The sequence below is a fragment of the Hymenobacter artigasi genome (genome assembly GCF_012275535.1).
GTDB classification, from domain to species: domain Bacteria; phylum Bacteroidota; class Bacteroidia; order Cytophagales; family Hymenobacteraceae; genus Hymenobacter; species Hymenobacter artigasi.
This window is the reverse complement of sequence record NZ_JAAVTK010000005.1, coordinates 13807-37031: the sequence shown is the minus strand read 5'-3', so window position 1 is coordinate 37031 and position 23225 is coordinate 13807. Positions and strand designations below refer to the sequence as shown.

Below are 23225 nucleotides of genomic sequence, written 5' to 3'. Positions count from 1 at the left end.
TCAAAAGAGAAATCCAATTGAAGTTTACCGCCGCACCTGCACCCACTGCACGGCAATCACTGTCTTCGCATCCCTTAACGGCTCCGCTACCAGCACCTCCCAGCGCAGCTCCACCATTTCGATGTGCTCGTTTTCCTCGGCCAGCCCGCCGCCCGCGCCGGTTTTGCGGCTCACCTCGGCATAGTACACCGTGATTTCTTCGGAACTGGTGCCCGGCGAGGGCCAGATGCACACTATCTCTTCCAGCTTGTCCACCTCGTAGCCCAGTTCCTCGTGAATCTCGCGGCGCACAGCCGTTTCGGGGGCTTCTCCCTGGTCAATCATGCCGGCCGCAATTTCCAGAATCTCGGCTTCCGGGCCGATGCGGAACTGGCGGGTGAGCACGTACACCTGCTGGGCCGTGTCGTAGACCAGCGCGGCCACGGCCTTGCCGGGCGCAAACTGCTCGCGCTTGAGCTGCGCGTCGCCGTCCTGCACAATTAGCTGGTTGACTTTGTAGTGGCCGTTGAAAACGCGGGTACGCTCGATAATCTGCATGATGGCGGAAGGGGAAAGGTGAATATTGGTGCGCCCAAAGAACGGGCAGCGGAACAGGAAATCAGCCCTGGCACTCCCTAACTAGGGGCAACAATAATGCGCAGGGCATCGGCCAGGGGCTCGAAGCTGGTGATTTCGGCTACGTGGGGCAGGGGCCGGCCAGTTCCCAACCGGTTTAGCCACACCGGCCGGATGCCCACGGCCAGCGCACCCAGCACATCGGCCTGCCAGTTGTCGCCCACCAGCACGGTTTCGGCGGGCCGGGTGCTCAGACGCTGCAAGGCCACCTCAAAAATGCGGGGGTTGGGCTTGGGCACGCCCACGTCTTCGGAGGTGATGAGGGCATCCACCAGGCCCGTCATGCCCAGAAAATGGAGCTTTTCTTCCTGTTCCACCGTGCGGTTGTTGGTTATTATCCCAATGCGGTAGTGCGGTTTCAGGGCCTGCAGCAGGGCCAGCGCGCCGGCAATGGGCTGACGCAGCCGGGGATAATGCAGCTGGTTGGCCTGCACAAAATGGTCGATTTCGGCGGCCGTGGCGGTGGGCCAATACGGGGCCAGCAGCCGCTCAAACCGCAGCCGCCGCGCTTCCTCGTAGGAGTAGCGGCCGGCCATCAGCAGGGCGTGGTATTCTTCCAGCAGCTCACTATAGAGCTGGTAGAATTCTTCGAAATCAATGGCTTGAAAGAAGGCCAAGGGGCCGGCACTGGCCCGCAGCGACGCCCGCGCCGTGGCAATATGGTCGAATAAGGTGTCGTCTAAATCGAAGAGAACGGTGGTCAGGTGGGTAGGTAGCGCGGGTTTTTCGGAGTGCAGAAACATGAATGCGGGTATGGGTATTGGCCGGCCAGAAGTTAAGGGACGGGCTGTGGAGCGATGAAAATCGGCTGCCCGGCGCGTTGCCCGGAGGAGTCGGCAGGCACTTCTTGGGCTCAGCCGCCGGGCCAACAATGGCTCAGACGGGCATTCGGGCATCTGTGTTGTACCTTTGTGCCCATCAGGGCCGCCGTCGGAGCAGCCCGCTGCCCGGCCGCGTCGGGCAAAGCCCCGCGCCACGGCTGCCTCCGCAAGTAAGCGCACCTCACCCCAACTTCTCTTCTAGACAGGGAATCTGACGGCCTCCGACGAGCCGCCAACCCCGCCCACGCCTGGCCTCGTCCGGCGTGGCCATGCCCGCCTGTGCTACGGCGCAGGCTCAACCACTCATTTTGTGGACAGCTGTCCACCAACAACTTCTCAGGGTCAAAGACGAATTAGTAAGAACGTCATGCGGCGCTAGCTCAGCATGACGGCCTGAATAACGGCTGCCTTGTCCCGAAATTTACATATCCCCTCAACATGACGTTTGACGAGTTAAATTTAATTGACCCCATCCTCAAAGCCCTCAAAGAAGAAGGCTACACCACCCCTACTCCTATCCAGGAGCAGGCCATTCCCCACGTGCTCGAAGGCAAAGACCTGCTCGGCGTGGCCCAGACCGGCACCGGCAAAACGGCGGCCTTCACCGTGCCCATCCTGCAGGTGCTGCACCGCACGGCCCAGGTGGCCAGCCAGGCGCGGGGTGCCATCCGCTGCCTCGTGCTCACGCCGACGCGCGAGTTGGCCATCCAGATTAACGAAAGCTTCGGCGCCTACGGCCGCCACCTGAGCCAGATTCGCCACACCGTTATTTTCGGTGGCGTGAGCCAGGGCTCGCAGGTTGCGCAGCTCAAGCGCGGCGTGGAGGTGCTCATCGCCACCCCCGGCCGCCTGCTCGACCTCATGAACCAGGGCTTCGTGGACCTGCGCCAGGTAGAGGTGTTTGTGCTTGATGAAGCCGACCGCATGCTCGACATGGGCTTTATCAACGACATCAAGCGCATCCTGCCCAAGCTGCCCACCAAGCGCCAGACCCTGTTCTTCTCGGCCACCATGCCCGGTCAGATTCAGGAGCTGGCCAGCACCATCCTGCGCCCCAACCCGGTGCGTGTAGCCGTAACGCCCGTCAGCAGCACCGCCGACACCGTGACCCAATCGGTGTACCTGGTAGAGAACAACGACAAGCCCGCCCTGCTCCGCCACATTCTGGAGGACAAAGGCATCAAGCGCGTGCTCGTATTCACCCGCACCAAGCACGGCGCCGATAAGGTCGTGAAAGCCCTCGCTGCCAACCAGATTCAGGCCGAAGCCATCCACGGCAACAAAAGCCAGAACCACCGCCAGCGCGCCCTGTCGAACTTCAAAGCCGGCAGCACCCGCGTGCTGGTGGCTACCGACATCGCCGCCCGCGGCATCGACGTGGACGAGCTGACGCACGTTATCAACTACGAAATCCCCAACGAGCCCGAAACCTACGTGCACCGCATTGGCCGCACCGGCCGGGCCGGGGCGTTCGGCACCGCTTTTTCGTTCGTTGAAGAAGAGGAGCGCGCTTACCTGCAAGACATTCAGAAGCTTATCAGCCGCCAGATTGACGTGGAGGCCGAGCATCCGTTCATATCGGGCCGCATAAAGCCCGTGATGCTGCACGGCAACGAGCGCATCATCCGGCCCAAGGGCCCGGCTGGTCGTCCGGCCCGTGGTCCCCGCGAGGGTGGCCAGGGTGGCGGCGGTCGTTCGGGCGGTGGCCAGGGTGGCGGGCGTCCCAGCGGCGAGCGCAGCGGCGGTGGCCGGCCCAGCGGCGAGCGTAGCCGTCCAGCCGCGCCAGCCGGCGGTGGCCAGTCCGATACCGCGCGTCGTTTCGGCAGCGGCGGGGCCCGCGTAAACGTGGGCGGTAGCCGCGAAGGCGGTGACCAGGGCGGCCGTCGTCGCGGCGATGCCGGCGGCACCCGTCGCGGCTCGTTCTAAGCAAGGCGTTAAAAGAACGTCATGCTGAGCCTGCCGAAGCATCTCGCGTGTGGTAGTAATCCAATCGTGAGAAAAGGATTAGTGGCTACACGCGAGATGCTTCGGCAGGCTCAGCATGTCGTTCTTTTATTAAGAGTCGATTTATCAAAAAGCAGCAGGCCCCGGAAAACTTTTTCCGGGGCCTGCTGCTTTTTAGGGCTGATTACTTGCTGCTTCGCAACTAACTTTTCTGCTTCCTTATGGCTCAGCCTACGCTTCCCGTCATTCAGGCCCTGCGCGACACGGCCCAGCGCCTCGCTACCCAGGCCCCCTACCAGTGGGGCCACATGGGCAGCTGCAACTGCGGCCACCTCGCCCAAACCATTACCCAGCTCACCAAAGCCGAAATCCACGCCCGCGCCATGCAGCGCTACGGCGACTGGGAGCGTCAGATTATCGACTACTGCCCCACCAGCGGCCTGCCCATCGACCAGACCATTGACGAGATGCTGGCCCTCGGCTTCACCCGCTCCGACCTCACGCACCTCGAACGCATCTCGGATGCCACCATCCGGGCCGCCATTCCCTTCGAGCGCCGCGACACCCTGCGCCACAACCAGCGCGACGACGTAGTGCTCTATCTGCGCACCTGGGCCGACCTGCTGGAGCGCGACCTGCTGGCCGGCATCACCCTGCCGAACTTCGACGCCGCCCCGGTACCCACACCGGTCCTGGTTGCCGCTTACTAAGCCGGCCGGCCCCAAGTAGCCAAAACTCACGACACAGAAAAAGCCCCCGCCAAAAATCTGGCGGGGGCTTTTTCTGTGTTTTATCGGGCGCGGCTGCTAAGCCAGCCGCTGGCCTTAGTTGCGGGTCACGTTGGAGCGTTGGGCTTCGCGGTAGCCCTCGGCGCGGTGGGCACGCTTGTAGGCGGCATCAGCCGAAGGGTCTTTCTCAGCCTCAGCGGCGTCGGGGGCCTGGGCGCAAGAGGCCGTCAGGAGCATTGCCGCGGCGGCGGCCAACCAAAGATTCGTGCGGGTCAGTTTCATGCCACGAAGGTAGCCCACGGCCGCCAAACGAACAACCCGACCACACAAGCAAGCGCGCAACCATCGCAGCGCCGAAGCCATCATCGCGCCGCAAAAAGGTCACGCCTGCAAAGTCGCACACGCTTATTTACGGTCATTTACAATTGACAATACAAGCATTTTTTAGCTCTGATGCCTAGCGAGATTCCCCCGTTGCATCGGGCCTGGCCCCAAGCCTTTAAATGACCATGAATCGACTGACGTGTTGGCCTGAGATGACAAGCCAATGGTCTCAAAACCGGGCTCATTATGTTAGTAGCTCTTGTGCTGTCACAAAAATACCCATAGCACTTAACAACGTTGCTTATGCTGCCTGACATGTCAAATTTGTTAGCAGCAGCCGGCTAATACTAGTGTAACACCCAATATTTTACTACTCAAATCACTGGGATTATCAAGCGTATCAACTACAAGCCAAAGCCGTGGCAACCTCATACAACAAGCCAAACTAACACTTTCGTTAGCTTGACGCAAATTATTGAAAAAAAGCATTTTATGAGTTTAAATAACTTCCATATAGATAAGACTAAGTGAGCCCACAAAAATTAGTATTTGGTGCAATAAAATATCGTTATATTAATGAGACATCACAACAGTGGAACGATGCCACGGGAAGCTGCTAAAAGCCTCGCCAAAAGACCTGACAAGTTGAATATTTTTTATACAGGCAGCAGTATTACAGCTCTATAGAGGGAAGCCTGAAATCAGGATGCAGCCGGAGCTTTGGTAGTAGCGCCAGGTTGGGAAGCATAAGCTAAATCCCGGAATCTGTACCGTTACGCAGCATGCATAAAGCGGCTATACCAGCATACATTCCCTATGATATACGCCAGACTGAGCCTGGCAGATTGCCGCTTCATACCAGTTCATATTCGGGCAACAGCCACCTGCCAGCACAGTGGCGTAGCAGCAAATATCCCGGCCGCTCAACCCGCAAATTACTCGGGTTGATAATCGGCAAAGGAGCCGTCGCGGTAGAAAATCACAATCCGGCGGATGGGCTTGTCGCCGCCCGCAAACAGCGCCGAAGCCAGAGCATCGCCCGGCGTACCAGGGGCCGGCAGCGACTGGAGTGGAGCAGCCGTAGCCGGTACCTCTACCACATGCGTGGGCGGGGAGGCGGAAGGGCCAGTGATAGCCTCCTGCATCGGCATCATCGGCGGCGGCAAATCTGCTTCCAAAGTAGGGGGCGGAGTTGGGGACTGACTGGCATCCGAAGCCGTTGGCGATGCATCCAAGGGGGCTGCATTAGCGATAAAACGCTTAGGTGCAACCCGGCTACGGGCCGGAACCGGTATACTGGCACGTAGCGGGGCAACTGGAGAAGCGGCAGCATTCAACTCCTCATTATCAGGCATTTTAGCACTTGATACAGAAGCTTGGGGCACCTCAACAGTAGCCGATACAGGGGCTTGCGCGCGCTCATCGTCCACTACGGACGCTGGGCTGGGGGTAGGTGGGGCAGCCGCCACACTGGCGGCCTCTGGCGGCATCGCAGGCATGGCGGCCGCTGGGGCCAGCATGGGTCCGGCACCGTTCAGCAACCATGGCATAGCCAAATCGGGCATAGCGGCCAGAATGCGTTGGACGACTTCCAGACTAGGCTTGTTGCGGCCCGAGAGAATGTGGCTGACAATAGGCCGGGCCACGCCAATAACGTCTGCAAACTGCGTGGGCGTGAGCTGTCGGCTTTCTATTATTTCTCTGATGCGCTCAACCATAGTTGGTAATTTGGTTACAAATGTAGCGCTTAGAATCAAGAGGGCGGAGATTATTAGTTATACCGTACTGATTACAATTGTACCGCAGAAGTCACCCCTTACTCGTTTACATCTGTTAACAATATAAATCGTATGCTCCCTTACTACATTTTTAAACAAATGTAATCAGCCCGAAAGCACTCCTTTTCCCTGTTTTTGGCGCGGCCAGACACGCGTAATTTTGCTTCCCGTCCGGGTCTCGTTACTCAGCAAATCTTCTCTTTTGCCAGAGTTCAGCCGGTACCAATACCAAGCGGTAGCGCATCGTTTTCAGCCCGAATCAAGCCCTGACCTCCGTATGGCCTACCCGAATACAGGCACGAAAAAAGGCCCGGCAACCTTTCGGTTGTCGGGCCTTTTCAGTAGTCTTTGCCGCTGCCCGGGAGCAGGGGCACGGATAAGATTGGGTCTAGTCGAAGTACTCGCGGGCGAGCTTTTTGTCCAGCCCGTAGATGTCGTCGCGGAAGTGTGGGTGGCCGGCGGCATCAGCCCAGGCCGTGAAATAGACCAGGTAAACGGGCAGCTTTTTCTTCAGCGTAATATACTTTTCGCGGTGCGTGGCAATGGTATCCAGGATGGTGGCCTGGTCCCATTCGGGCCGGTTGCGAAGCAGGTAGGTGGCCAGTTTAATGGGCTCGGAAACCCGCACGCAGCCGTGGCTGAAGCTGCGGTTGCTCTGCGAGAACAGCTCGTCGTGGGGCGTGTCGTGCAGGTAAATATCGTTCGAGTTGGGGAAGATAAACTTCACATCACCCAGGTCATTCTTGGGACCAGGACGGCGGCGCAACGTGTATTTGAATGTCGACTGCGTTACGTTGGCCCAGTCCACGGAGGCCGGGTCGACGGCGGTGGCCTTGCGGCCGTAGCCCTTCACCACCTCCATATCGAGGCGGTCGAGGTAGTTGGGGTTGGCCACCAACTTGCTGCGCAGCTCATTTGCGATGATGCTAAACGGCACGTTCCAGTAAGGAGCCAGCACCACGTATTCCATTTTGTCGCTGAACACCGGCGTTTCGTGCAGCACCTTCCCCACAATAACACGCATGTTGAAGACCTCCTTGTCGGCTTCGATTACGTGCAGCGTGTACTCCGGAATGTTCACGAGCAGGTAGTCCGGCTCGAACTTTTTGGGCAGCCAGCGCCAGCGCTCCATGTTCAAAATGAGTTGGTCGATGCGTGAGCCAATGGGCACGTTGAGCTGCTTCAGCGTCTCACCGCTGACAATGCCGGTTGGCTTCAGGCCGGCATCCTGCTGAAATAATTTAACGGCCTGCACCAGTTCGGGGTCGTAAACTTGGGCAGTAGGAGCCGCGGCAGCCGGGGTTCCGGGCTTGGCAGCAGCGGGCGCTGGCGTGCTGGCGGCGGAACCGCCAGCGCTATCGAGCAGGCGCTTGCGCAGGGCAGCTACCGCCGGCGAGGCGGCTCCGGGCTTCAGGTTGAGGGTGCCGGGCAGGGTGGGCCAGCCGCCGGCCCGCTCCTGGGCGCGGTAAGTGGCAAGGGCCTGTTTCAGCTGGTCGTACTCGGGGTGCAGGGGGGCAAACTCGTAGTAGTTGTAGCGGCTTTTGCGCTCGCCCAGGAAGGTGAGCAGCGCCTTGTTGAGCTTGATTTTATTGGGTTTCACCATCCACGAAATATCCTTCTTATCGTGTGGATTGGCGATGCCCCGATAGTAGTCGTTGGCCCATTTCATGTACGTGCCGGTCAGGGCAATATCTGCCTGACGCTCCAGCGCATTGCGGCGCACGGAGTCCCCCTGGACCTTTTCCAGTTCAGCCAGCATCTGGGATATGTCCTTAACTTGGTAGTCTTTAGGATTAAGACCCTCATTACCAGCTTTAGCAATGATGTCCTGCAAGGTCTTCACCCGCTCAACGGGTTTGTGGTCCTTAAACCAGCCTAGCTTGAAGCCCCGCTCCCGGTAAAAGCGGCGCGCCGGAAGCAGCTGCGCCTTGAATTTGGGCTCGGCCTGGAAGGCCTTGATGAAGGCCACGCTGTCGAGCAGCGGCTGGGGGCCGGCCACGGTGGTAACCTCCGACGAGTCGGTCGCCGTTTGGCCGGCGGTCTGGGTCTGCGAATCGGAGCCGCAGGAAGCAAGGGTAGTGCTGCCGAGGGCTGCCAACAGGAGCAGCCACAGCAGGGAAGTAGTTCGGAGAATAAAATTCATTGAAGGGAATAAAGCGGGCGGAAAATAGCCCCGGCCGAAACCGGGGACTGTGCGTTGTACTGCCAAGCTGCTGGCGGGGTTGCACCGGGCCGCCCGCAGGCAGTCCGGTTGCAAAGTACGCCATTGCGGGCCACAGCGTGTTGCTACAGGGCCGGAATCGTGCCAAATCCAACGCAAAAAATATCGTTCCCATTATCGGCCCGGCTCAAACAGCCGTATTTGACTGGGTATTGTCGGCTTCCGGCGCTCGCTGGCGGGCACACACCATTCCCTAAGCCGGGGCCAAACCGCCGGGCTGGCTGTTACTTCGGGCCGGCACTTTAATACGGGCCGGCGCGGCGCAACCCGCTGGGCCCACCTACGCATTTTCGGTAACCTCTTCGCTTCCCTATATGACTCCTTCTGTTTTCGACCCCACCGCCGCCACCCTGCCCGCCGACCCGCACAGCTACGCCGGCGGCAGCCCGGTGCGGGTGCGTCACCTCGCCCTGGCCCTGGCCGTCGACTTCGACCAGCATACGCTAGCTGGCACCGTCACCTGGCACCTCGCCAATCCCGGGGCGGCAACCGAGCTGGTGCTCGACACCCGCGACCTGACCATCGAAGCCGTGGAAACCCTCGATGCCACCGGCCGGGCCACGCCCACCACATTCACGCTGGGCCCGCCCGATGCTATACTGGGCCAGGCCCTGCGCGTGGCGCTGCCGCCCACCGCCACGGCTGTGCACATTCGCTACCGCACGGCCCCGCACGCGGCAGCCTTGCAGTGGCTGGCCCCGGAGCAAACGGCCGGCACCGAGCCGTTCCTCTTCACGCAGTCGCAGGCCATTCTGGCGCGCACCTGGCTGCCGTGCCAGGACTCGCCGGGCATCCGCTTCACCTACGAGGCCACGGTGCGCGTGCCCGCGCATCTGCTGGCCCTGATGAGCGCCAAGAACCCACAGGCGCTGGACCCGAGCGGCGAGTACCACTTCCGCATGGCCCAGCCCATTCCGGCCTACCTCATGGCGCTGGCCGTGGGCGACCTGGCTTTTGCCCCACTCAGCAACCGCACGGGCATCTACGCCGAGCCGGCCACGCTGCCGGCGGCAACCCACGAATTTGCCGACCTGGAAAACATGGTGGCCGCCGCCGAGCAACTGTACGGCCCCTACCGCTGGGAGCGCTACGACTTGCTGGTGCTGCCTCCCTCCTTCCCCTTCGGCGGCATGGAAAACCCTCGGTTAACATTTGTAACACCAACTATTCTGGCCGGCGACCGCAGCCTGACCAGCCTGGTGGCGCACGAGCTGGCCCACTCCTGGTCGGGCAACCTGGTTACAAATGGAACTTGGAATGATTTCTGGCTGAATGAAGGGTTTACGGTGTATTTCGAGCGCCGCATCATGGAACATTTGTATGGGCGCGAATATGCCGACATGCTCCAGGTGCTGGGCCGCACCGCGCTGCATCATACGATTGAAGAAATTGGTGCGGCCAGCCCCGACACCCATTTGCACCTGGACCTGGCCGGCCGCGACCCCGACGAAGGCCTCACTGAGATTGCCTACGAGAAAGGCTGCGCCCTGCTCCTGACGTTGGAGGCACTCATCGGCCGGCCCCGGCTCGATGCCTTTATCAAGGAGTACTTCGCCCACTTCAGTTTTCAGGCCATGGACACGGCCACCTTCCTGCACTACCTCCGCGCCGAGCTGCTCGATAAGGAGCCCGGCCTCGAAGCCCGCCTGAACTTGGCGGCCTGGGTCGATGGTCCCGGCCTCCCACCCAACGCGCCGAACAAAACATCAGACCGGTTTGCGGCCGTGGACCAGACACTGGGCCGCCTGGATTTAGGCACCGACCCGGCCGACCTCCGCCCAGCTACTACCGAGTGGAGCAGCCACGAGTGGGTCCATTTTCTGCACGGCCTCTCCCCGACTCTAACGGCGGAGATATTAGCGCATCTGGACGAAGCTTTCCACTTCACCACTTCCGGCAATGCCGAAATTCTGGCCGCCTGGTTTCCGCACACCATCCGGGACGGCTACGCGGCGGCCGATGGAGCCGTGAAAAAATTTCTACTTCACGTGGGCCGTCGCAAATTTGTGGTGCCGCTCTACCAGGCCCTGCTGGCTACGCCCGACGGCTTGGCGCGGGCCCGCGCCATCTACGCCGAAGCACGGCCGAACTACCATTCCGTAACTACCGGCACGCTTGATTCCTTACTCGCCGCCCGGCCCGCGCGTGATTAATTCCCATCCGGCCCGAACTTTGCCCCGGGTTCAGCCCCGGCCCGGCTGCCGCCAGGCTTTTTCGTTTTTGCATCACTCCGTAATATCCCCCATCCGTTGAAAACCATCATCCCGCTAGGCAAACTCATCGCCGTGGGCGGCAACGAGGACAAGGGCACGTACCCCAACCCCCGAACCCGCCGCAAGTATTACCTCAACTTTTTCGAGTTGGGCATCCTGAAGCGCATTGTGCTCGAAAGCGGCAAAACCGACCCGCGCATCGAAGTCATCACCACCGCCTCCATGATTCCGGAGGAAGTAGGCCCGATTTATATCGGCTCCTTCGCCATGCTCAACTGCCTGAACGTGGGCATCATGGACATTCGCACACCCGAAGATGCCCGCCAGCCCGAGTTTCTGGAGCGCCTGATGGCCGCCGATGTGGTCATGTTTTCGGGCGGCAACCAGTCACGCCTGCGGGAAATGTTCGGCGAAAGCGACTTTCTCGACCGCATGACGCAGCGCTACTACGCCGAGCCGAATTTCGTGATTGCCGGCACCAGCGCGGGGGCCGTAGCCATGTCGCATTCCATGATTCGGGGCGGCTCGGTGCCCGATGCCCTGCTGAAAGGGGCCGTGAAAATGGGCGTTGGCCTGAGCCTGCTGCCCGCCGCCATCATCGACTCGCACTTTGTGAAGCGCGGCCGTTTCGGCCGGCTCATCGAGGCGGTGGCGCTGCACCCCAAGCTCATCGGCATTGGGCTGGGCGAGGATACCGGCGTGCTCATCACCCAAGGCAATCTGGTCGAAACCATTGGCTCTAACCTGGTTATCATCCTCGACGGTCACAATATCCAGCACAACAACGCTGCCGCCGCCAAAAAAGGCACGGTGCTTTCCATCGAAAATGTGACCATGCACATCCTGGCCAAGGGCAACGTGTATGACATGCGGGAGCGGAAATTCTATCCCAGCAAAGACGTATTGGCCCCTGTCATAACCCCAAGCGTGGTCATTGATGTTTCGCCCGGCAAATAAAACCTGACGGTATTTTACAAAAGGAAGCCCGCTCATTATGTAAATGAGCGGGCTTTTTTGTTCCCGTTGCAGCACTTTTGCCGTACGCAGGTTTAGCTATTATCACTTCGCGGAGCCGAATACAATGCTTCCTCTCAACCCAACACCAACCGCATATGAACTACCGCAAGCTTGGTAAAACCGAATTTTCCGTTTCTGAAATCAGCCTGGGCACCTGGCAAGTGGGCGGCAAGTGGGGCGACCCGTTCAGCCACGCCAATGCCGATAACATCCTGAATGCCGCCGTCGATGCCGGCATCAACTTCATCGACACGGCCGATGTGTACGGCGAAGGCGAAAGCGAAAAAGCCGTGGGCCGGCTGGTCCGCTCCCGCTCCGAGCGCATTTTTGTGGCCACAAAGTGCGGCCGGCGCCTGCAGCCCCACACGGCCGAGGCCTACCAGCCCGCCGCGCTCCGCCAGTTTGTGGAAGACAGCCTGCGCAACATGCAGCTGGAAACCATCGACTTAATCCAATTACATTGCCCGCCCACCGAGGTGTACTACCGCCCCGAAATTTTTGGGGAGTTTGACCGCATGCGTGAGGAAGGCAAAATCCGACACCTCGGCGTGAGCATTGAGAAAGTGGAGGAAGGCCTGAAAGCCATCGAATTCCCCAACGTGGCCACGGTGCAGCTGATTTTCAACATGTTCCGCCAGCGCCCCCCCGAATTGCTGTTCAAAGAAGCCGCTCGGCGCAACATTGGTCTGATTGTGCGGGTGCCCCTGGCCAGCGGCCTGCTCACCGGTAAGTTTTCCCCGCAAACCCATTTCGCGGCCGACGACCACCGCAATTTCAACCGCCACGGCGAAGCCTTCGACAAAGGCGAAACCTTCTCCGGCGTGGATTACGAAACCGGCCTGGCTGCCGTGGAGGAATTGAAACGTGTTTTCGGCCCTCAAACGCCCCTCGCCGCCCAGGCCCTGCGCTGGATTCTGATGTTCGAGGAAGTGAGTTGCGTTATCCCCGGCGCTTCCCACCCCGAACAAATACTCTCAAACCTGCGAGCCGCTGAGTTGCCCGCGCTATCGCTGGAGCAGATGCAGGCCGTACGGGACATTTACAACGAGCGGATTCGGCCGCTGGTGCATTACAGTTGGTAGAGTGCAGTAGCGCGAACTTTGTAGTTCGCGTCCCCGCGTCGTTGGAATGGCACAAACGGCGCGGGGACGCGAACTACAAAGTTCGCGCTACTGCTACTCCTTATAGATAGCCACCTGTGCCGCACCGCCCTCCACGCGGCTGGCGCGGTACATGCCTTCCGAATTGAAAGGCAGGGTGATATTCCCGGCCGCGTCTACCGCAATCAGGCCACCTTCACCGCCCACGGGGGCCAGCTTGTCCTGCACCACGATACGGGCCGCCTCTTCCAGCGATAACCCCTTGTATTCCATCAAACAAGCTATATCGTAAGCCGCCACGGCCCGGATAAAATACTCCCCATTGCCGGTGCAGCTGATGGCGCAACGGGCATCGGCCCAGGTACCGGCCCCGATGAGCGGCGTGTCGCCGATGCGGGAGTAGCGCTTATTGGTCATGCCGCCGGTGCTGGTGGCGGCGGCCAGGTGGCCGTGCTGGTCACGGGCTACGGCTCCTACGGTGCCTTTTTTCCAGTTTGGGTCGGCGGCGTGGTCGAGTTGCATTTTACCCGAAGCAATGGCATCCTGAAGCTGGTCGAAGCGCTTTTGGGTGAAGAAATACTCCACCGGTTGCAGTGGCAGGCCGTGCTCGCGGGCCAGCTCGTCGGCGCCGGGGTAGCTTAGCAGTACGTGCTCGGTGTGCTCCATCACGAGGCGGGCGGCCCGGATGGGGTTTTGCACCTGGCGCACGCCGGCCACGGCTCCGGCCAGCTTGTTGTGGCCGCTCATGAGGGCGGCGTCCATTTCGTGGTGGCCGTCGTGGGTGAATACGGCCCCGCGTCCGGCGTTGAACAGGGGGCAGTCTTCGAGGCTGCGCACGGCGGCTTCTACGGCATCGAGGGCAGCAGCCCCATCGAGGAGCAGCTCATAGCCGGTGCTGAGGGCCGCTTCGAGGGCTGCGCGGTAGAGCTGTTCATCGGCGGGAGAAAGCGAGGCGCGGGCAATGGTACCGGCACCGCCGTGGATGGCGAGGGCGAACATATATATAAGGAGTAAAAAAGCCCGAAAGAAATCAGGAGAAAAGCGTCCGCAAAGGTAGCCGGAGGGAACGGTGAAGGGGCCGCTTGCGTTTTTTTTCGTAGGTTTGATGTTCAAGTCTACAAATCAAAAAACACCCCATTTTTATGGCATACGACGTAACCGGCCGGCTGCACGAAATATTTGACGAACAGCAGGTAAGCGAAAAGTTTCGCAAGCGCGAGTTCGTGCTGGAAGTCCAGGACGGCCAGTATCCCGAGCATATTAAGTTTCAGATGGTTCAGGACAAAACCAGCCTCATCGACCCTTTCAAAATGGGCGACGAAGTGAAGGTGACCTTCAACCTGCGCGGCCGTGGCTTCAACAAAAACGGCCAGATGCTGTACTTCACCAACCTGGAGGCCTGGAAAATTGAGCCCGCCGGCGCTGCCAACTACGGTGGTGGTGGTGGCCAGCAGCAAGCGGCTCCCCGCCCCGCTGCTGCTCAAAACCAGAACCCCACGCTGCGCGCCCAGCCCTCGGCCGCGCCCATCGCCAGCGACGACGACAACGACCTGCCCTTCTAGTTAGCTGTTAGCTGAAGAAAAATGCCGCTCCTGATAGTCAGGGGCGGCATTTTTTGTGTCTGTTTCTTCGTATGATTAGGCTATGGATATACACGAGCTGATAGCGCAGGGCGAGGGCGAGGAATTGGAATTCAAGCAGAAAACCACGCATCCGCACCGCATTTCGCGCACGTTGGTTTCGCTGGCCAACACACGGGGCGGGCAGGTGCTGGTAGGCGTCGATGATGCAGGCCGCATTCTGGGCGTGCGCGATGCCGAGGAAGAATTATTTGTGCTGCGTGAAGCGGCGGAGCACTATGTCGAGCCGCCGCTGACCATGCTTCGCTACCAGGAAATTGAGGAAGACGGCCGCACGGTGCTCATCGTGACCGTGCCCGAGAGTGCTCAAAAACCCCACCGCGCCCAGGTAGCCCCCAACGACTGGCGCGGCTTTGTGCGCGTGCGCGATGCCAGCGTGCAAACCAGCGGCCTCACCGAAAAGGTGCTGGAACGCCAGCAGCCCGAATCCCGCTTCGAGCAAATCCCGCTCAACAAGCAGGAGCTGGCCGTTATCGACTATCTGAAAACTCACCCGCGCATCACCCTGGCCCAGTTCATGAGACTGGTGAATTTTGGCAAGCGCCGCGCCTATCAAACCCTGATAAAGCTGGTGCTCCACGGCTATATCCGTCACCACGACAAGGAGAGGGAACCGTATTACACTGTATGAACCACGGATTGGCTACGCCGAACTTACAGTGGTTTTCAGGTTGGTGTATGGTAGCTGGTAGTAGCGCGAACTTTGTAGTTCGCGCTACTACCAGCTACCATACACCAACCTGAATATTGCGCTAGTTTCACTCAGATTTTGTGGGTGCGTGAATTTCGTGGCCGCCAAGGCTAGCGGCTTTAAACCAGAACGGCCTGCTCGATGAGCAGGCCGTTCTGGTTTAAAATTATTCCTGCTTGCGGGCGCGGGCTACTTTCTTCTCGTCTTTTTCCGCCTTTTTTTCTTTGGTGGTTTTTACTGGTTCTTTCTTTTTCTCTTTGCGGGCATCTTGCGCTTTGGCCATTATTGAAAAGAAGTTTAGGTGAGGGATTAGGTTTCGATGGTTTCAACGCACGGCCGGGCCGCTGTGTTGTAAGGGGCGAAGGTAGAAACTTTACCGAAAAGCCGCTACAAAATGGGCAAATACCGCTCGCGGATGATGTTGAGATGGTGCCGCTCGTGGCCGGGCACAATGTAGAGCAACGCCCGCACCGTGTTGGGGCCGCCGTTGGCCGTACCCCGCCGGTCGAGTTGCTCCTCTGTGAACGTATCGAACAAAGCTACCGTAGCGGCGCGGGTAGCATCGTACTCGGCCAGCAGGCTGGCAATGGAGCGGGCATTGGCCCCGCTGTGCGCCACATAGTCGTCCTGCTCGAAGCCGGGCAGGTCCTGGCCATCGCCCCGGCCGAAGCGCATGGCGCGGTAGGCGAATACTCGCTCAGAATCAATCTGATGCAGCAGCATTTCCTTCAGGCTCCACTTGCCGGGAGCGTAGGCTTTTTCGGCCTGCTCTTCGCTCAGGCCCGCAAATACAGCGCGGATTTCGGCGGGTTGGGCGCGCAGCACTTCGCGCGGGTCGGCGTCGGCCGGCACCAGGTTAATGTAGCCGGCGGCGTACGGCAGAAAGTCGCCATCGATAGGACGTGTCAGGGACATGGGATTAAAAATCAGGTGATTATCAATAAACAACGCAGCCGGATGGGGTTGCCCGGCGACATTTTCAGCATCCGGCAGCAGCAGCGGCGCGGCAACCGGCGCGACCGGCAAAGCCGACGGCAGCAGAATGGCCGGGGCTAGGTGCGGGTCGAGCTGCAGGCGCACTATCGGCAGTGGGGCGGGCAATGCGACGGAGCCTTCCGCCGCCCCAAATGCCCAAATCAGGAAATCAGGCATCACCCGGCCCCAGGTATCGGGGTGGTGGTGGCCGCCTTCCACCTGCACGTAGCGCAGGGCATTTTGCACATCTAAGCCACCGGCAACCAGCTCCTCCACCAAGTCGAGGCAATCCTCAATCGAGTCGATAACGCCGTTTTCGTTGCGGTCGCCGCGCTCGTCGAGCGTGCCCACCTGCAGCCAGAAACGGTGGTTGGGATGCAGGCTGCCGGCCCGCACCAGGCCGTGCATAATGCGGTCGGCGGGCGTGTAGCCGGCCCCCACGGCCCGCTGCCGCCACCAGAACGAGCCCGAAAATGCCCCGACCCGCGCAAACGCCTCCGGATGGTGCCACACCAAATCGAACGCCGACAGTCCACCAAGCGAAAACCCCGCCATTACCGCCTCATCCGGGTTGGCCGAAGCCTGGTAATGTGCTTGGGCAAAGGGCAATAGCTCTTCCAGCACAAACCGGGCATACGCGCCAGCCAGACTGCCCCGGCCGTTGAAATCGGGATGGCCGGCCGTGCCGTACTCCTGCACCCGCAGCTCGTTGGCGTGCACGCCTACTACGATGAACGGCCGCACCGCCCCCCGGGCATACAGCGCGTCGAGCGTGGCTTGCAGGTGTAGCCGTTCAAAATCCTGCCCATCGTTGAGGTACAGCACCGGGTAACGAGCCGACGCGGCCAGGCCCGCCGGGGGCAACAGAATACTCAGCTCAACCTCACGTGCCAGAAAGCTGGACGCCAGCACTTCCCGGCAAAGGCGGGTGCCAACGGATGACATGACGGGGCTGGTTGGGTCTGCAAGCATCAAACAAAGTAACGCCGCCCGGCTGAAATGCGCTTCGGAATCAAATTAAAACCGGATAAATGCAGCCGGTCCATGATTTCTTCACTAGTTTGCCGCACCGCTCCACAACTAATTCTCCGCCCCCTTCCCCCCACCCCGTGCAGGAACAACATCGCCGCTTTTATTCGCACCACCTCGGCCAAGACATCGATATGCTGGTTTTCGGCACCTGGGGCTACCCGGTAGTCATCTTCCCAACCTCCGGCGGCCGCGAGTATGAGGCCCGCGACTTCAAGCTAATCGAAGCCGTACGCCCGCTGATAGATGCCGGCCGGGTTAAGCTGTTCTGCGTCAACAGCATCGACCAGCACTCCTGGTATGCCAAGCACCTGGAGCCCCGCATCCGGATTCAGAACCACGTTTTCTACGACCAGTTCCTGAGCGAGGAGCTCGTGCCCATGCTCCAGCAGGAGTGCAACGTTGACAAAATTGCCGTGGCAGGCTGCAGCTTCGGCGGCTTCCACGCGCTCAATTTTGCCTTCCGCCATCCCGACCAGGTGGCCCACTTATTCACGATGGGCGCGGCCTTCGACATCAGCCAGTTTATGGACGGCTATCACGACGACAACGTATACTACAACAACCCGCCCGAGTACCTGCCCGGGGCCTACAACGAGCATTTCCAGTGGATGAATATCATTCTGGGCACTGCCGAGCATGACTTCTGCAAGGAATCCAACTTCCAGATGGCCCGCCTGCTCAGCGAAAAAGGCATTCATTATACCTTGGACGTGAAGCCATTCGGCACCCACGATTGGCCCGTGTGGCGCGAAATGTTCCCCCAATACCTCGCCACCATCGGCTAAGCCGCTTCCTAATCCGTACCCCCTATCACTGCCCCACAAACACCTCGTTTTATGAAAAAAATTGGCATCCTCTTCGGACAAGAAAATACATTCCCCCAGGCCTTCGTCGACCGCGTGAACGAGAAAGCCGTGGACGGCATCACGGCCGAGTTTGTGAACATTGAGCAAGTGGAGCAGGCCGTGCCCTGCGGCTACGACGTTATCATCGACCGGATTTCGCAGGACGTTCCGTTTTACCGCGCCTACCTGAAAAACGCGGCCCTTACCGGCACGGCCGTTATCAACAACGCCTTTTGGTGGAGCGCCGACGAAAAGTTCTTCAACAATGCCCTGGCTGTGCAGCTGGGCGTGCCGGTGCCCAAAACCCTGTTGCTGCCCAGCAAGGCGCGCCCCGACGATACCTCCGAAAACTCGTTCCGCAACCTGGCCATGTTCAACTGGGAGCGGGCGTTCGAGCGCATTGGCTTCCCGGCTTTTATGAAGCCTCACTCCGGTGGCGGCTGGAAAAGCGTGTATAAAGTAGACAACCCCGAGGAAGCCTGGCGCGCCTACGACGAAACCGGCCAGCTGGTAATGCTCTACCAGGAAGCCATCGAGTTTGATGACTACTTCCGGTGCTACTGTCTGGGCGGCGAGCATGTGCTCATTATGCCCTACGAGCCGCGCAACGCGCCCCACCAGCGCTACCAAACCACGATGAAAACCCAGGGCAAAGCCGGCCAGCAGCTGCTCGATACCATTAAGGACTACACCCTGCGGCTGTGCAAGGGCCTGGGCTACGACTTCAACACGGTAGAATTTGCCGTGCGCGACGGGGTGCCCATCGCCATCGACTTCGGCAACCCCGCCCCCGATGCCGACGTGAACTCCGTTGGCCCGGAGAACTTTGAGTGGGTGGTAGAGCACGCGGCCCAGCTGGCCATTGAGCGCGCCCAGGCCAACCAGGCCGGCAAAACCAACCTTACCTGGGGCAGCTTTGTGCACGATTCGGTGGGCACTTTCCCAAGGAAATCCGCCGGCAAAGCCGACATGCAGGTAGGCAGCGCCGTGAATGAAACCAACGACCTGGGTGCCACCGGCGCCCCCAAGCCCGCCGCCAAAAAAGCCGCACCGAAAAAAGCAGCCAGCGCTCCCAAGCCCGAGCCGCCCACCGGCGAAGTACCCGTAGCCAAAGCCCCGGCCGCTAAGAAAGCCGCCGCGCCCAAAGCGCCGGCCGCCAAAAAAGCTGCACCCACGAAGGCCAAATAGCCTTTTAAAGCATCGCCGTACTCATCTGCGTCATCCCGACGTGATGGGTACGGCGGCGCTTATCCTTTCCGATTTTATTCGTCTCGTCCATGCCAACTCCCGTGTTTACCCTCGGCATCGAGGAAGAATTTCAGACCATCGACCCGGAAACCCGGGAGCTTCGCTCACACCTCTCGCAAATCGTTGAAAACGGCAAAATCACGCTCCATGAGCAAGTGAAGGCCGAAATGCACGAGTCTGTGGTGGAAGTGGGTACCAATATCTGCCAGAACATCGGCGAGGCGCGCACCGAGGTGCTGCATCTGCGCCGCCAGGTAATTGAGCTAGCCGACCGGCAGGGCCTGAAAATCGGGGCGGCCGGCACGCACCCATTTTCGCGCTGGCAAGACCAGCCCATCACGCCCGATGTGCGCTACGACAAAATTGTGGAGGAATTGCAGGAAGCTGCGCGCTCCAATCTCGTTTTTGGCATGCACGTTCACGTCGGCATCGAAAACCGGGAAATGGGCGTGTACATGATGAATACGCTGCGGTATTTCCTGCCGCACCTGTTTGCGCTCAGCACCAACTCTCCTTTCTGGGAAGGCCGCGAAACCGGCTATAAGTCATTCAGAACCAAAGTTTTCGAACGATTTCCGCGCACGGGCATCCCGGGCTTTTTCCACAGCGCCAGCGACTACGACGAGTTTATCGCGCTGCTGATAAAAACCGGCTGCATCGACAACGGCAAAAAAATCTGGTGGGACGTTCGCCTCCACCCCTTCTTCGACACCATCGAGTACCGCATCTGCGATATGATGATGCGCGCCGATGAAACCATTGCCGTGGCAGCCGTCATGCAGGCGCTGGTGGCCAAAATCTATAAGCTCAAAACCCAGAACCTTAATTTCCGCGTCTACCGCAGCGCCCTTATCAAGGAGAATAAGTGGCGCGCCGCCCGATACGGCCTCGATGGCAACATGATTGATTTCGGCATTCAGGAGGAGGTGCCTACCCGCAAGCTCATTTTGGAGCTGCTCGATTTCATCGACGATGTGGTGGACGACCTCGGGAGCCGCCACGAAGTAGAATACGTACTGAAAATGATGGAAATGGGCACCGGCGCCGACCGCCAGCTCAAGGTTTTCCGCGAAACCGGCGACCTGACCAAGGTAGTCGACTATATTCTGGCCGAAACCACGTTCGGCCTGTAGCGGAATTATCTTTGCCTTCGCAACGCCAGCCTCCCGGTTGGCGTTGTTTGTTTTACGCCTGCCTCCGGCTTGGCTTTTTTCTATTTTTTGGCTATAACAGCCTATTCACCAAGTAATATATGAAAGCTATTCGCATTGCTATTTTAGATATGTATGACAACGCGCGCAACGAAGGCATGCGCTGCATCCGGCAGCTACTGGCCCGTAGCGCGGAAGAAAACGGGGCCCGGTTTCGCGTCGACACCTTTAATGTGCGGGCCGAAAACGAGCTACCCGGCCTGGATTATGACATTTACGTTTCGAGCGGTGGCCCCGGCAGTCCACTCCCATCCGGTGAGCTGTGGGAACCCCGCTATTTTCGATTAATTGACGCATTACTTGCTCACAATAAAACCAGTGAGCAGAAGAAACACTTGCTACTAATTTGCCACTCGTTTCAGCTGGTAAGCCGCCACCTGGGCGTGGGCACCATTAGCCGGCGCAAATCCACCTCGTTTGGCGTGCTGCCGGTGCATTTCACCCCAGCCGGCAAAGCAGAGCCCACCCTGCGCGGACTAGCCGACCCATTTTACGTGGTCGATTCGCGCGATTATCAATTGGCAGACCTTAATACGCAGCGTATCGAGGAATTAGGAGCCAAAATTTTGTGCTTAGAAAAAGAGCGTCCCCACGTGCCGCTGGCCCGCGCCGTAATGGCCATTCGCTTCACGCCGGAAGTGCTAGGCACCCAGTTCCATCCCGAAGCCGATGGCGAGGGCATGCTGCGCTACATGCTCACTGATGAACGCAAACATCAGGTAATCAACGCATACGGCGAAGCCAAATACCACGAAATGGTACGCCTGCTGGCCGACCCGGACACGATTGAATACACCGAATCCATCATCCTGCCTACTTTTTTACGGCGCGCGTTAGCGCAGCTGGGCCAACTCACCGCCGCTTAACTTCTGCCTGTATTCAGCCGCTCCCTGCCTTATGATTCCTGAGTACCGCCATCGCTACAACGCCGCTTTCACGCCCGCGAAATACCAGGAAATGCTGGCCGATATCGACCAGCAATTTCCCGGGCAATTAGAATTTCGGGTGGCCGAAACGCCGGTATTTATTCCGGCTGATTTGCGTGATAAATTGATTGCGGCCGGCAGCTCAATTATTGATGTTATTCAGCAGAATAATTTCAAGGAATTAACTGAAGCGGCTATCCCAGCACACCAGCGCGTGCCCGGCAACGAAGGCCGGCCGGATTTTTTAACGTTTGATTTTGCCGTGTGCCGAAATGCCAACGGCGAGCTGGAACCCCAGCTTATCGAGATGCAGGGTTTTCCTTCTCTCTATGCCTTTCAGTCGTGGTTACCAGGCATTTTTGAGCGGCACTTCCCTATTCCCAGCTCCGTTTCGGCTTTTATAAATTCTCCGAATGCAGCAGATTATCGGGAAGAGATGCGGTGCTTTTTACTGGGTGATGAAGCGCCGGAACACGTCATTCTACTGGAAATATATCCGGACAAACAAAAAACTCGAATTGATTTCGTTTTAACCAAAGAATTTTGGGGAATTAATACGGTTTGCCTCACCAAAATTCGCAAAAATGGCCGGCAATTGTTCTATGAAAAAGATGGCAGACAAATTCCAATTAAGCGTATTTACAACCGCGTTATTTTTGATGAATTAGCGCGGTACCCGGATTTACCCGGCGAGTTTCACCTCACCGATGAGGTGGACGTAACCTGGGTAGGCCATCCCAACTGGTTTTTCCGCGTGAGCAAATACACGCTGCCGCTTCTCAGCGGGCCATTTGTGCCGCCCAGCTATTACCTGCACGAATTAGCTACTTATCCGGAAGACCTGGAAAACTACGTGCTCAAGCCCCTCTTTTCTTTTGCGGGGGCCGGCGTGCGGCTGCACGTCACGGCCGCCGACCTGGATGCCATCACGGACAAGGAAAACTATTTATTGCAGCGCAAAGTGCAATACGAGCCCGCAGTACAATCACCTGACGGCCTAGTGAAAAGCGAAATTCGCCTGCTTTATATTTGGCACCCCGACCTGGCCCGGCCGACGCTGCTTTGTGGCCTGAGCCGCCTGAGCCGGGGTGAGATGATTGGCGTCGATTTTAATAAGAACAAGGATTGGGTGGGCGGCACTACGCCCCTGTTTGAGCGCTAGGACCGCAGGTGTGGGGGAAAGCCCGCGAAAACAACGCGGGGCCGTTGCGCGTAAAGCCCGCCCAAAACCCCTTCACCCGCATTACTATGCCCATGTCTCCGTTGGCCGAAAAAGGCCTCAAAATTTCTAAAAACGCACTTTTCAACGTCTTCATTGGTCGTGCGACCAAGCTCCTGGGCAAGCCGTTCAAGGTAGTCACCATCCTGAATGAAACGGCTGACAAGCTGGCCAGCAAGGATAACAAGGACAACAAGTTCAAGCAGCTGTTCGACGTGGCCCTGACGCTGGTGCGGCTGGTGCGCGCCTTCATCAGCGGGGAGTACCGGGACATTTCTACCAGCACCGTTATTTCGGGCCTGGCCGTGCTGCTCTACGTGCTGTCGCCCATCGACTTAATTCCCGATTTCATTCCGGTTATCGGCTTTCTTGATGATTTGAGCCTGATAAGCTGGTTTTTAGGTAAGTTTCAGGGCGAAATCACCCGTTTCCGCGAGTGGGAGCAAACCGGGCCCCGCGCCGCCGTTGCCACCACTGGCCCCGATGAAGCCGCCGAGCCCGCCCGGGGCGACCAGACCCAGGCCAGCGTAGCCGAGCTCGGGCATTCGTAAATTACGCGTTGCTATTGGAGCCTCAGCTTCGGCTGGGGCTTTTTTTGTTACCCCGCTCACCAAGCCGACTGTTTTTGCTGCTGCCCACCCCAGCCAGATTCCGGCCGCCCGCTTCTCTTTATTTTT

General features: G+C 59.1%; 19 protein-coding genes and 2 pseudogenes. 13 read left to right on the top strand and 8 right to left on the bottom strand.

The features are described from left to right. Window positions 1-24: 24 nt before the first annotated feature. Both HBN54_RS09960 and HBN54_RS09955 read right to left on the bottom strand, forming a co-directional pair. The gene (locus HBN54_RS09960) at window positions 25-537 is read right to left on the bottom strand and encodes an NUDIX domain-containing protein (protein ID WP_168673057.1); all 513 of its coding nucleotides are present in this window, start codon (window positions 535-537) and stop codon (window positions 25-27) included. Between the two features lie 77 nt (window positions 538-614). Continuing rightward, window positions 615-1358, bottom strand: a complete 744-nt coding sequence (locus tag HBN54_RS09955; RefSeq protein WP_168673056.1) for an HAD family hydrolase — start codon at window positions 1356-1358, stop codon at window positions 615-617. 516 nt (window positions 1359-1874) lie between these two features. Here HBN54_RS09955 and HBN54_RS09950 point away from each other — a divergent pair. Both HBN54_RS09950 and HBN54_RS09945 read left to right on the top strand, forming a co-directional pair. After that, window positions 1875-3362 carry a DEAD/DEAH box helicase gene (locus HBN54_RS09950; RefSeq protein WP_168673055.1) on the top strand — a complete coding sequence of 496 codons (1488 nt, stop codon included), beginning with the start codon at window positions 1875-1877 and terminating at the stop codon, window positions 3360-3362. A gap of 239 nt (window positions 3363-3601) precedes the next feature. Next, window positions 3602-4090 (top strand): hypothetical protein, encoded by a 489-nt coding sequence (locus tag HBN54_RS09945; protein ID WP_168673054.1) that lies wholly within the window; start codon window positions 3602-3604, stop codon window positions 4088-4090. A gap of 114 nt (window positions 4091-4204) precedes the next feature. On the opposite strand, the gene HBN54_RS09940 is transcribed toward HBN54_RS09945, so the two are convergent. The 4 genes and pseudogenes from HBN54_RS09940 to HBN54_RS09930 form a co-directional block, all read right to left on the bottom strand. Next, on the bottom strand, window positions 4205-4390 hold the full coding sequence (locus tag HBN54_RS09940; RefSeq protein ID WP_168673053.1) for a hypothetical protein: 186 nt from the start codon (window positions 4388-4390) through the stop codon (window positions 4205-4207). Between the two features lie 977 nt (window positions 4391-5367). Beyond that, window positions 5368-5610 (bottom strand): hypothetical protein, encoded by a 243-nt coding sequence (locus HBN54_RS23495; protein ID WP_235955473.1) that lies wholly within the window; start codon window positions 5608-5610, stop codon window positions 5368-5370. A gap of 444 nt (window positions 5611-6054) precedes the next feature. Next, window positions 6055-6150 (bottom strand): annotated as a pseudogene (locus tag HBN54_RS24120) (hypothetical protein); the annotation flags it as partial. 448 nt (window positions 6151-6598) lie between these two features. Beyond that, on the bottom strand, window positions 6599-8353 hold the full coding sequence (locus tag HBN54_RS09930; protein WP_168673051.1) for a L,D-transpeptidase family protein: 1755 nt from the start codon (window positions 8351-8353) through the stop codon (window positions 6599-6601). A gap of 392 nt (window positions 8354-8745) precedes the next feature. On the opposite strand from HBN54_RS09930, the gene HBN54_RS09925 reads away from it, so the two are divergent. The 3 genes from HBN54_RS09925 (at window position 8746) to HBN54_RS09915 (ending at window position 12743) form a co-directional block, all read left to right on the top strand. Next, window positions 8746-10584 (top strand): M1 family metallopeptidase, encoded by a 1839-nt coding sequence (locus HBN54_RS09925; RefSeq protein WP_168673050.1) that lies wholly within the window; start codon window positions 8746-8748, stop codon window positions 10582-10584. Window positions 10585-10680: 96 nt separating this feature from the next. Further along, a complete protein-coding gene (locus tag HBN54_RS09920; protein WP_168673049.1) occupies window positions 10681-11601 on the top strand; it encodes a cyanophycinase in 921 nt (306 codons plus the stop codon). A 155-nt stretch (window positions 11602-11756) separates the two neighbouring features. Further along, window positions 11757-12743: an aldo/keto reductase gene (locus HBN54_RS09915; protein WP_168673048.1), complete on the top strand. Its 987-nt coding sequence runs from the start codon at window positions 11757-11759 to the stop codon at window positions 12741-12743. 93 nt (window positions 12744-12836) lie between these two features. Here HBN54_RS09915 and HBN54_RS09910 read toward each other — a convergent pair whose 3' ends face one another. Then, window positions 12837-13760 carry an isoaspartyl peptidase/L-asparaginase family protein gene (locus tag HBN54_RS09910; protein WP_168673047.1) on the bottom strand — a complete coding sequence of 308 codons (924 nt, stop codon included), beginning with the start codon at window positions 13758-13760 and terminating at the stop codon, window positions 12837-12839. 143 nt (window positions 13761-13903) lie between these two features. Between HBN54_RS09910 and HBN54_RS09905 the strand changes: the two genes are divergently transcribed. Together HBN54_RS09905 and HBN54_RS09900 are read left to right on the top strand one after the other, a co-directional pair. Then, window positions 13904-14323 carry a DUF3127 domain-containing protein gene (locus tag HBN54_RS09905; RefSeq protein WP_168673046.1) on the top strand — a complete coding sequence of 140 codons (420 nt, stop codon included), beginning with the start codon at window positions 13904-13906 and terminating at the stop codon, window positions 14321-14323. 82 nt (window positions 14324-14405) lie between these two features. Beyond that, window positions 14406-15032, top strand: a complete 627-nt coding sequence (locus HBN54_RS09900) for an AlbA family DNA-binding domain-containing protein (RefSeq protein ID WP_168673045.1) — start codon at window positions 14406-14408, stop codon at window positions 15030-15032. 447 nt (window positions 15033-15479) lie between these two features. Here the strand turns inward: HBN54_RS09900 and HBN54_RS23490 are convergent, their stop codons facing one another. Then, the gene (locus tag HBN54_RS23490; RefSeq protein WP_235955472.1) at window positions 15480-17012 is read right to left on the bottom strand and encodes an alpha/beta hydrolase-fold protein; all 1533 of its coding nucleotides are present in this window, start codon (window positions 17010-17012) and stop codon (window positions 15480-15482) included. 164 nt (window positions 17013-17176) lie between these two features. On the opposite strand from HBN54_RS23490, the gene HBN54_RS09885 reads away from it, so the two are divergent. From HBN54_RS09885 to HBN54_RS23485, 6 genes and pseudogenes are all read left to right on the top strand, one after another. Continuing rightward, window positions 17177-17884: an esterase family protein gene (locus HBN54_RS09885; protein WP_168673044.1), complete on the top strand. Its 708-nt coding sequence runs from the start codon at window positions 17177-17179 to the stop codon at window positions 17882-17884. A gap of 51 nt (window positions 17885-17935) precedes the next feature. Next, the gene (locus HBN54_RS09880) at window positions 17936-19132 is read left to right on the top strand and encodes an ATP-grasp domain-containing protein (RefSeq protein ID WP_168673043.1); all 1197 of its coding nucleotides are present in this window, start codon (window positions 17936-17938) and stop codon (window positions 19130-19132) included. Between the two features lie 89 nt (window positions 19133-19221). Continuing rightward, window positions 19222-20325 (top strand): carboxylate-amine ligase, encoded by a 1104-nt coding sequence (locus HBN54_RS09875; protein ID WP_168673042.1) that lies wholly within the window; start codon window positions 19222-19224, stop codon window positions 20323-20325. Between the two features lie 119 nt (window positions 20326-20444). After that, window positions 20445-21269, top strand: coding sequence for a type 1 glutamine amidotransferase (locus HBN54_RS09870; RefSeq protein ID WP_168673041.1), 825 nt, complete (start codon window positions 20445-20447; stop codon window positions 21267-21269). Between the two features lie 31 nt (window positions 21270-21300). Continuing rightward, on the top strand, window positions 21301-22491 hold the full coding sequence (locus HBN54_RS09865) for a hypothetical protein (RefSeq protein ID WP_168673040.1): 1191 nt from the start codon (window positions 21301-21303) through the stop codon (window positions 22489-22491). Window positions 22492-22814: 323 nt separating this feature from the next. Next, window positions 22815-22937 (top strand): annotated as a pseudogene (locus HBN54_RS23485) (YkvA family protein); the annotation flags it as partial. Window positions 22938-23225: the final 288 nt, after the last annotated feature.